At 60.7% G+C, this 10,155-nt stretch carries 9 protein-coding genes and 1 pseudogene; 7 read left to right on the forward strand and 3 right to left on the reverse strand.

Annotated elements, in window-relative coordinates; translation table 11 throughout:
- Nucleotides 1-4 precede the first annotated feature (4 nt).
- The 3 genes from AAC640_RS14390 (at nt 5) to AAC640_RS14400 (ending at nt 2,133) form a co-directional block, all read left to right on the forward strand.
- A complete protein-coding gene (locus AAC640_RS14390) occupies nt 5-853 on the forward strand; it encodes a cytochrome c1 (protein ID WP_340267434.1) in 849 nt (282 codons plus the stop codon).
- A 91-nt stretch (nt 854-944) separates the two neighbouring features.
- Nucleotides 945-1,481: an adenine phosphoribosyltransferase gene (locus tag AAC640_RS14395; protein WP_340267436.1), complete on the forward strand. Its 537-nt coding sequence runs from the start codon at nt 945-947 to the stop codon at nt 1,479-1,481.
- 10 nt (nt 1,482-1,491) lie between these two features.
- Entirely contained in the window at nt 1,492-2,133 is a 642-nt protein-coding gene (locus AAC640_RS14400) for a 5'-methylthioadenosine/S-adenosylhomocysteine nucleosidase (protein ID WP_422795000.1), read from the forward strand.
- A gap of 315 nt (nt 2,134-2,448) precedes the next feature.
- Here AAC640_RS14400 and AAC640_RS14405 read toward each other — a convergent pair whose 3' ends face one another.
- The gene (locus tag AAC640_RS14405) at nt 2,449-3,225 is read right to left on the reverse strand and encodes an aspartyl/asparaginyl beta-hydroxylase domain-containing protein (protein ID WP_340267438.1); all 777 of its coding nucleotides are present in this window, start codon (nt 3,223-3,225) and stop codon (nt 2,449-2,451) included.
- A 335-nt stretch (nt 3,226-3,560) separates the two neighbouring features.
- On the opposite strand from AAC640_RS14405, the gene AAC640_RS14410 reads away from it, so the two are divergent.
- On the forward strand, nt 3,561-4,793 hold the full coding sequence (locus AAC640_RS14410) for a glycosyltransferase family 4 protein (protein ID WP_340267440.1): 1,233 nt from the start codon (nt 3,561-3,563) through the stop codon (nt 4,791-4,793).
- A gap of 11 nt (nt 4,794-4,804) precedes the next feature.
- On the opposite strand, the gene AAC640_RS14415 is transcribed toward AAC640_RS14410, so the two are convergent.
- Entirely contained in the window at nt 4,805-5,419 is a 615-nt protein-coding gene (locus tag AAC640_RS14415; protein ID WP_340267442.1) for a sterol desaturase family protein, read from the reverse strand.
- A gap of 93 nt (nt 5,420-5,512) precedes the next feature.
- On the opposite strand from AAC640_RS14415, the gene AAC640_RS14420 reads away from it, so the two are divergent.
- Entirely contained in the window at nt 5,513-6,292 is a 780-nt protein-coding gene (locus AAC640_RS14420) for an SDR family NAD(P)-dependent oxidoreductase (protein ID WP_340267444.1), read from the forward strand.
- On the opposite strand, the gene AAC640_RS14425 is transcribed toward AAC640_RS14420, so the two are convergent.
- Complete coding sequence (locus AAC640_RS14425; protein WP_340267446.1) at nt 6,207-7,652, reverse strand: LTA synthase family protein; 1,446 nt, start codon at nt 7,650-7,652, stop codon at nt 6,207-6,209. The genes AAC640_RS14420 and AAC640_RS14425 overlap by 86 nt on opposite strands.
- Before the next feature lie 28 nt (nt 7,653-7,680).
- Between AAC640_RS14425 and AAC640_RS14430 the strand changes: the two genes are divergently transcribed.
- Together AAC640_RS14430 and AAC640_RS18390 are read left to right on the forward strand one after the other, a co-directional pair.
- A complete protein-coding gene (locus AAC640_RS14430; RefSeq protein WP_422795001.1) occupies nt 7,681-9,324 on the forward strand; it encodes a capsule biosynthesis protein in 1,644 nt (547 codons plus the stop codon).
- Between the two features lie 145 nt (nt 9,325-9,469).
- Nucleotides 9,470-10,053: pseudogene (locus AAC640_RS18390) on the forward strand (nucleotidyl transferase AbiEii/AbiGii toxin family protein); the annotation flags it as partial.
- Between the last annotated feature and the right edge of the window lie 102 nt (nt 10,054-10,155).

The raw sequence follows: 10,155 nt of genomic DNA on the forward strand, positions 1-10,155 counted from the left end.
CAACATGGTTCGCATCGGCGCATTTCTCGTCGGCCTCTTCTTTGCTGGCTGGCTGCTGATCTCCTTCCTGGTGGGCGCGGTGGCCTATGTCTCCGAACCGCCTGCCAAGACGGTGGAGCATGAGTTCCATCTGCATCCCAAGGATGTGGACTTCTCGTTCAACGGGCCGTTCGGCAAATATGACCAGGCCCAGTTGCAGCGCGGCTTCCAGGTGTTCAAGGAAGTCTGCTCGGCCTGTCACAGCCTGAAGTTTGTCGCCTTCCGCGACCTCAAGGGCATTGGCTATAGTGACGCGGAGATCAAGGCGATCGCCAAGCAGTGGGCGATCAAGAGCCCCGACGTCGATCCCAAGACGGGCGAGGCTTCGACCCGCGCTCCGGTTCCTGCGGATTATTTCCCGAAGCCCTTTGCGAACAATGTCGCGGCGCAGGCTGCCAACAACAATGCGATCCCGCCGGACCTGTCCCTGATGACCAAGGCGCGCCATGACGGCACGGCCTATGTCTATTCGCTGCTGACGGGCTTCCAGAAGCAGCCCGCCGAGTTGCTCAAGAAGTTCCCCGACGCCAAGACGCCGACGGGCCTGCATTACAACCCCTATTTCGCCAACCTCAACTTGGCGATGCCGCCGCCACTGACCACCGATGGTCAGGTGACCTATGGCGACGGCACCAAGGCGACGGTTGATCAGATGGCGAAGGATGTGTCCGCCTTCCTGACCTGGACCGCCGAACCGAAGCTGGAAAATCGCCGCCGCGCGGGACTGGCGACGATCGTGTTCCTGCTGATCGCGACCGCTCTCGCCTACATGTCCTACCAGAATATCTGGGCGGACAAGAAGAAAGCGGCCTGAACGGCACAGCGATGGGTTCGACAGGATAGAGGCTGACGAATGGGGCGCGGTTTCAGTAGGGACCGCGCCCCTTTTCCTTTGAGGGGGATTGATGAGCATCGATACGCTGGCCGCGCTGGTGCGCACTATCCCGGACTTTCCCAAGCCTGGCATCCAGTTCCGGGACATCACGACGCTGCTTGCCGACGCCGCTGGCTTTGCCGAGTTGGTCGACCGCATGGCTGCCCTGGCTCGCCCCCTCGATGCCGATCTGGTCGTTGGCATCGAGGCGCGGGGCTTTATTCTTGGCGCAGCGATCGCCCATTCGCTGGGGATCGGTTTCGTGCCGGTCCGCAAGGCCGGCAAGTTGCCCGGCAGGACCGTGGGGATCGACTATATTCTGGAATATGGGACAGACCGGCTCGAGTTGCACGAGGGCCAGGTAGGGGACGGCGCTCGCGTCCTGTTGGTCGACGACCTGATCGCGACCGGCGGTACGGCGCTTGCTGCGGCCCAATTGCTGCGAGAGCAGGGCGCTACCGTGCTGATGGCGCTGTTCGCGATCGATCTTCCCGATCTGGGAGGGATGGCGGCGCTGGAAGCCGATGGCGTCGCAAGTGCGGCCCTCATGGCCTTCGCCGGCCATTGAGGCGACCGGGATGACGATGTCCGCTGACTGGCGTTGCGAAGATGTCGGCGGTCGCCGCATCCTCTTCGTTATGGCGATCGAGGATGAATATGGTCCACATCTGAAAGCCAGGTTCCGTCCTTTGTTGACGGGCGTTGGTCCGGTGGAATCTGCCATCGCGACCAGCCTTGCGCTCGACAGGCTCCGCCAGGATAGCGGCTTGCCCGATCTCGTTGTCTCGCTGGGATCGGCCGGGTCGCGGATCTGCGAGCTGGGTGAAGTGTATCAGGTGGCCAGCGTGTCCTGGCGGGATATGGATGCGTCGCGGCTCGGCTTCGCGCGCGGGGTTACGCCATTTGTCGACCATCCCGTCGACATGCCGCTGCACATGCCGCTTGAACTGCGCTCGGCGCGGCTTTCGACCGGCGCCAATATCGTAGGCGGGGATGATTATGCTCTCATCGACGCCGACATGGTGGACATGGAAACATTCGCCGTCGCGCGCGCATGCCAGCGGTTCGGCGTTCCCCTGATGGGTCTGCGCGGGATTTCCGACGGCCCGGGCGAACTGGCGGACATGCTCGGCTGGACCAAGCTCCTCGCACTCCTCGATGAACGGCTCGCGGACGCAGTTGACATGTTGCCCGCCGCCCTTGCTCGATCAGGCGGTTAGGACAGGGGAGGCGCTTTTCCCAAAGAAATCAGGGCATTCTGGATCCGGGAATTGCGGTAAATTCTGCTGCAGGAGTACCCACGATTTGCCGCACTGCAGTTATGCAGGCCTTGATCCCGATCGCGACGGCGGTCGTTCGCAGGATCGACAGCGAGCGCGAGCCAGCAACGAGGCATACGCCGCGCGCTGGGGCCAGCCTCGGGGGCATGTATTTCCTCTGGATACGGGTTGCGGCTCGGTATGAGCGAGCCATGGCGGTGCGAGATCCCGTAAGAACTGCACACATTACATTCGGATAGGTTGGTCCAACAGCAATCAAGCTGTTCCCATGGACCTGCGGCTCTCTCGCTCGATGTGCCGCTTGATATCCTGCACGAAACGGGAATGGCGGACGCCCCAGAGGAAGAGGTTCTGTATTAGGTTACCGGCAAAGCGGCACGGGCGCTTGATCTGGATCAACAGGATATAGCGATCCTCGTCCGTCTCGTTCCACACCTCATGATTGAACATGTCGTCGAAGATGAAGGAATGGCCCTCCTCCCAGGACATGACATGCAGCGTCCCCCCTTCTTCGATATGCATGCGGCATTTTTCGCGCTCCCGCGGCGCCTTGAGCGCGAGATGGTAGGTGAGCATGCCCTTTGTCATGCCCCAATGGCGCGGTATATGCCCGCCAGCTTCCATCACGGAGAAATTGGCGGTGACAAGCCCCGGCACCTTCTCGATCAGCGCGGCGGTGATGGGCGCACGGGCGCAGTTGCCTTCCATTCGGTAGCCATAGCCCTTTAAAAACAGGGTGCGCCACCGTCGATCCGCTGCGATACGGCCGTGGTCGAAGGAGATGTCGCCCAAGGAGGGAATATCAGCCGCCCGGATGCGGACTGCCTCGTCGCGAATGTCCTGCCAGTGTCGTTCGAGACGGGACACCCATGGGAAATGACCTTTGTCGAGCAGCGCCTGATCCGGAACCAGCGAGTTACGCATGATCACCGCGTCGATCTTGGGGCGCAATTCCTTGCCGATCTGGAACAAGGATTTGCGGACGAAGGGTATTTTCCAGCCCCGAGCATTGACTTTGTCATTCCATTTCAAACCGATACTTCCTTCGAAACGACGGCGCAGGAGGTGCATCCAGCTATGAAGTCGGTTAGTCTTTTCGTCAATATCCAGCCCCGCCGAGCACCGTCGGAGGCGTCTTCTGCAACGACAGGAGAGGGGCAATAGTGAACATTGCAGCCGGAATCGCGTCGGATCCCGGATTATCACTGGACATTGGCGATGAACTCGGGAGAGGAGTTCATGCTTCCGAATGATATGGCCAACGGAGCGGGCGATATTTGCAGTGATATTGAAATGATGGGTGTTTCGCGGACTGAGTCGGTCCAGTCCATCCTCCTGCGGGCAGGCTTCCCGGTAGGTAAGTTCTGATGGTCTCTTCCTTTTCGCGTGCCGCGCCGCGATCGGGCGAAGTCATCCTGGATATTTCGCGCCTGATTTCCCGAGTGCATTATTCTACCCCCTCGGGGGTGGACCGGGTGGAAATGGCCTATGCGCGCGGTCTTTCGGACCATTATGGCGACGGCCTCGCCTTTGCGGCCGTCCATCCTTCCGGGCTGTACGGGCGGCTCTCGCGTCAACCGGTTCTCGCTTATCTTGACGAACTGGAAAGCCGCTGGTCCAGCCAGGAGGACAATCCACGTCGGCGCTCGCTGGCTTCTTCCATGCCTTGGCTTGTCTCCTTGCTGCCGTCGCGTGCTGTGCCCCGAAGCACGGGCGCCGTCTATGTTCAGGCCTCTCCGCATCACCTTACCCGCACGGAACAGGTGCGCCGGATCCTGGCGCGCGAGCAGGCTCGCTTCCTGTGTCTCGTGCATGATCTCATTCCGATCGAATTTCCCGAATATGCGCGCGCATCCGGCGATCGGCAGCACCGGCAGCGCATCGCGACGATCGCGGCGCTGGCGGATGGGGTGATCGTCAATTCCGCCGCCACCGGACGTTCGTTGCAGCCTTGGCTGGAGCGGAGCGGACGGAGGGTGGATGTGCACGTCGCCCTTCTGGGAACGGAACCGTTGCCTGCAGCCGTACCATTTGAGCAAGCGGGTGGACGGCCCTATTTCGTCTGTATCGGCACAATCGAGCCGCGCAAGAATCATCTGCTTCTGCTCAACCTTTGGCGTCATCTGGCCCAAACTCTCGAAAGGGAGAGCGTGCCGCGCCTCGTCGTGATCGGACGTCGAGGATGGGAAAATGAGCAGGTGGTCGATATGCTGGAGCGATGCTCTGCCCTGAAGGGCCATGTCGAGGAACTGAACGGCTGCTCCGACGTGCGAATGGCCAGCCTGCTGCGTGGTGCGCGGGCGCTGCTGATGCCTTCCTTTGCGGAGGGTTACGGGATGCCGGTGGCCGAAGCACTGTCCGTGGGCACACCGGTGATATGCAGCGATCTTCCGGCCCTGCGCGAGGCAGGGGGAGAGGTGCCCGACTATCTCAGCCCGCTTGACGGACCGGGTTGGCAGGCCCTGATTCTGGACCATGCCAGTCGAGGGCCGCGCCACGGGGCCCAGATGCTACGTCTGCCCCATTGGCATATGCCCGACTGGACTGAGCATATCGACGCCGTGGCTGCTGCGATCGCGGCGCTGCGCGCGCGTTCTTGAGCGGCGCTGATTTACGACCGCCTGGAGGATTGAGCGGCACTGCCGAACACCCTGTCCCAGAAAATGGCCGAAATCGCGAAATTTCTGTCTTCGTTCACATAATGGTGACGCATGTGGTGGCGCTTCAGCGCTGAAGCCAGCTTCCCCCGCATCGGCCATTGGTGACTGGCATAATGAACGGTGTCGTAGGTCACATAGCCCAGGATGAACCCAAGAAAGAGCCACGTCCCGGAGCCGCCGAGCATCATCAGGCAAGCGCCCCAGACCAGTCCCGCAACAGGCACGCTGACCGATAGCGGCATCATGTCGCGCAGGGGATCATTGGGATTTTCGTGATGATTGCCGTGGATCAGGAAGACAATCCATCGTGCCGCAGGCCACTCCACTTCCAGATGGAAAAGGTAGCGATGCATCGCATATTCGAAAAGCGTCCAGACAAGGAGGCCCGCTGCAAACAGGCTGAGTCCTGCCCAAAACCCCGTCTTCCCCCATCCTTCCCAAGCGATGAACGGGAGCAATATGCCCCAGAACAGCGCGAAAATTCGTGGTGAAATCAGCGTAAGCTTTTCCAGACGTTCATTTTTGAACAGCCGGATTCTTTGGGAATAGTGATTGGAAGCACACATCGGGTGGAACTCGAACAGGAGGCGCGGTTACCTGTCAAGGCAATATATCGCTGAAGCTAGGTTAGAAGGAATCTGTTACATGCGTGCATCGGCATGACGAAGCGTTTTAACCCGAAGCGCATCCTCATTACAGGTGCATCCGGTGGGCTGGGCAACGCATTGGCGCGGCATTATGCTGGCCCGGGCATATATTTGTCCCTTTGGGGACGAGACTTGGTGCGTCTGTCATCCCTGGCCATGGTCTGCGAAGCGGCAGGGGCATCGGTAAAGGTCCGTTCGTTGGACATTGGCGACATCGAGCGAGCGGTCGATGCCGTGCTGACCGAAGACGAAGGTGCTGCTGTCGACCTGGCCATCTTCGCTTCTGGCCAGGGGGATATTCGCGCGGCGGATGCTGTGGTGGAGGATGCCAGCCTTGTCGCCAGGCTGGGCGTAGTCAATTTCGTCGCGCCTGCCGCAATGGCCGCTACGCTGGCCGATCGAATGGCGGCGCGGGGCGATGGGCGCATCGTAATGATCGGGTCTGCCGCAGCTTTTCATGCTCTGCCCTTTGCCGCTGCTTATTCCGGGACGAAGGCGGGTCTTGCCCGCTTTGCCGATGCGCTCCGCATCGGCATGCGGCAACATGGGGTCAAGGTAACGCTGGTTTCGCCCGGTTTCATCGATACGGCGGCTGCTCGCCGAATTCCGGGCCCCAAACCGCTGTCGATGCAGCCGGATGTAGCCGCGGCGAAGGTTGCTCGCGCGGCAGCCATGGGGAAGGCACATGCGATCATGCCCTGGCCCTTCAGCCTGCTCCGCTGGGTTGACCGCTTTCTGCCACGACCTTTGCGGGACAGCCTCCTGCGGGCGCTGTCCCCGCCGGGCAGATAGACGTGGCAGGCGCGGCTGCCAGGGGTTCGCCAAGGATAAGTTCGAGCATCGCATGGTGCAGTTCGGCCGGGGTGAGGTCTACGCGCCGGTTGCCGCCACGGACAATTTCACCCGCATCATTGAGGCGCATCACTACATAAGGCGTATGGCGCCCTCCGTCCGGAGAAGTCGCGCCGGGGATACTGGGACGATGGTCGCCGAAGAAAACCAGGAGAGCCGGCCGCTTCAGCAAAGCAAGCTGTTCCTGCAATCTGGTCAGCATGGCGTCGCTGTTGCGGACCAGGCGGAGATAGCTTGAGACCAGATCGCTACCCGAAGGCATGTCGGGCGCCCAGGGGCCATGGTTTTCAATCGTGACGGCATAGATCAGGCAGGGCTCGATCGCTTCGCGAGCCAGCAGGACGATCTGCTCGGCCATCGAGGCGTCTGTGACATAACGTCCCGCTCCGGCGGCAACAGGGGCGAAATGCTCCTCTCCGATCAGTTCGGCAAAGCCGCCTGCCGGCATGATCCGGTCGCGACTGTAGAAGCGCATGTCATGGGGATGGACGAAGAGGCTGCGCCAACCTGCCTCCTTCAGCCGCGCAGGCAGAGCATAGGACGCTTCGCCCAGCGCGGTGAGGAAGGGATCGTAGCGCCGGAAGCCGAGGGCATCCTCGCCGCGCCCGAAAAGCACGCCATATTCCGTGCGCATGGTGTAGGCCCCGAAACCGCTGACCTTGAGTTGGCCCCATTGCAATGCAATCTCGCGCGCACGGGAAAGGCCGGGCAGCGTTACGTTCAAGCCGTCAAACAGCTCGGCTGGATCAGCAAAGGATTCGCACTGAACGACCACCAGCAGTTCGGGTGCCGCCTGATCGGTGGAAGGAAGGCGTCTGTCGACTTCAGCGCAAGCCGGCGGATCATTGCTCTGACGCCAGCGTAACCAGTAAAGCAACAAGGTGGGCAGAAGGCCATGGCGCCTGAGGTCGGCATGGATCTCTGGCGTATCAGCGAGGCCTCGGACACGACCGCTGCGCATCGTCACCGCCAGTATCGCGAGGCCGCCCAGAAGGAACAGCATCCCGGCGAGATGCGCCTCCCAGGCCGGGACGAACAGCCAAGCCAGCAAGGCGAGAAGGATGATGGCCACGACCCCCGCCGCCGCGCGTTGCCCGGCGCTGATTGCCGAAAGATAGAATTGGGGATGACGGAAAATTGCGCCGATCAGCGCGAGATCGGAAAAGAGCAGGGGTTCGCCCAGCATCGCATGTTTAGCATTGGAGACAAGCACAAGCAGGGCCAGCGATGCCAGCGCCAATCCCGCCGAGAGCGGAAAGTTGCCACAGCAGGCAAGGAACAGGCCAAATAGCGCGGTCATCAACCATGCCAGCAGCCAAAGGCCCACCATGCTGCGTCCGAACGGGCGAAAGCCCGCCTCGGGCCGGGGGTACACCAACCGATCGAGAAGGGCTGCGCCGACCAGCAATGCCGCAAGTATCAGTCCATCAGGCATCACTGCTTTGCTGTTCTATCCAAATCATTGTGGCCCAACACCTTCACACCCTATGCCGGGTGCATCGTCCTTTATCGAAGAGGACCTCGTCTGTCATCAGAGCTCGGTTTTGCCCTTTGTCTGGCGCGGATATCGTCTGGGCTTGCCGTATGGCGCAGGGCAGATTACCCCCTTGAGCAACAATCACGACATATCGGATGACTCTGAGTTCCCGCCATCGTGGCCCCCGGACGTCATCATGGAGCCTGTTTCCTGGATGCGAGAACTACCCATGAGTGCGGCGGACTATTCCCGCAGCGTAACAAGCGGCCCACCCATGTCAGACAAGCGGACCGTGCTGTTGCTTCAAGGTCTCATGGGCCCCTTGTTCCGTCGGCTGGGTCAGGAACTGATCCGATCGGGACACAGCGTCTACAAGATCAATTTCAACGGCGGAGACCGCCTGTTCTGGCGCCTGCCGAACGGAATCGACTATCGCGGTTCGCTGGAAGGCTGGCCCCAGACGCTCGAGCGGACGATTCGCGAGTGCGGCATTACGGACGTGGCGTTGTTCGGCGACTGCCGTGAACATCATCTGCCGGCTACGCGTGTTTGCCGAGAGCTTGGGGTGCCGGTCCACGTATTCGAGGAAGGGTATGTGCGGCCCGATTGGGTCACGCTGGAACTGGGGGGAGTCAACGGCCACTCCTCGCTCCCGCGCGATCCGGCCTGGTATCGGGAGACGGCCGCCGCCTTGCCCCCGGTTCCCGCGCACAGCCAGGTCCATTCCTCGTTCCGCCGCCGTGCGACTGAGGGACTGCTATATAATGTCGCAGATCTACTGACGCGCTGGCATTATCCGCATTGGACCAACCATCGGCCCTGGCACCCGGTGGTGGAAGGGATGGGATGGTGGCGCAAATTGCGCCGGCGCAAGGAACGCGAAATGGCCAGCGGGGCATTGATCGCTCGCCTTGAAGCGTCCAACCAGCGCTATTTCCTCTTTCCGCTGCAACTTGATTCGGATGCGCAGATTCGGCTGCATTCTCCTTTTGCCGGCATTGCCAGTGCGCTCAGATTGGTCATCGAATCCTTTGCCAAACATGCTCCGGCCGATGTTCGTTTGGTGGTCAAGGAGCACCCGCTCGACAATGGCGTGCGCGACTGGCAAGAGGAAACGGCTGCCATGGCTTCGCTTTTTGGCGTCGCGGACCGGGTCGATTACCTGCCTTGGGGCGATATCGTTCCCATCGCGAAACGCTCTCGCGGTGTCGTGACGATCAACAGCACCAGCGGCACATTGGCTCTGGCCATGGGTGTTCCGGTGGTGACTCTGGGGCAGGCGATCTACGACATGCCGGATATCACCTTCCAGGACGGGTTGGATGCCTTCTGGGGGAATCCCGTCGTGCCGGATGCGGCCACCTTTGCCGCTTTCCAGCGCGTGCTGGTCGAGCGATGCCTGATTCCCGGCGGTTTCTTCTCCGAAGAAGGGCTGGACCGCGTGGTCCGTCATGCTGTCGCCAGATTCGAAGGCACGCCCTTGCCACCGGAATAGCGAACTCTGCGCTGCAGCTGACAGGACATGCGCGACGTTACGCCAGTAAATTCGACGATACCTCTTATGTGCCAGGGAAACGGCGCATTGTTTAGCAGGGGAATGTCCTAAACGAAGGGTAGGAGAGAGCATCATCTGCAGCAAGGTTTTTCGCCCAGTTCGGCTGAAGCTCGATGCCCAACCTAAATAGAGGATGGACAAAGCGGTTCGGGAGGCAGTGCTCAAGGACGATTCCATCGCGAGCCAGCTTAACCTGACCTTTGCTGGTATGGGACGTCGCAGGACAATGAAGATCAAGTTGGAGATCGATACCAACCCGCCGCCCGGATCCGGCGAGGACAGTAGCTTCCTCGACTTTCCAGCCGATTACGAAGTGCGGCATCAGTATCCGCCTTCCAACTTTGCGTTGAAAATCCATGCCCTTCTTTGCCGCGGCTATCTCAAGGGCAGGGATTGGTATGACTTCTCCTGGTATGTCTCGAACGGAGTACTCCCAATCTGATGCATCTTCAGGCTGCGCTGATCCAAGCAGGCCCATGGGCGGGGCACAAAGACCTCAAGATCAACGTTGCGTCGCTGAAGGGCACGCTGCGAAACACGATAGGTGCTATAGACTGGGAGGCCGCCGAAGATGTCAGACGTTTTTTACGTTCGAAGGAGGCAAAGTCGCTCGGATTATGGGGTGAGCGCTTCTTCCTGGCGAAACTCGAAAAGATGGTGGGGGCATGAATTGTTCGGCAGGCATGGCCTGCCCTAGAGCGGTTTCCACACGAACTGACTCGCCGGGGGGTTCGCATTGCGGCTGCGTTGTGATTCAGACTTGGTGCTGGT

Source organism: Sphingobium mellinum, assembly GCF_037860795.1.
In the GTDB taxonomy this organism is placed as follows: Bacteria; Pseudomonadota; Alphaproteobacteria; order Sphingomonadales; family Sphingomonadaceae; genus Sphingobium; species Sphingobium mellinum.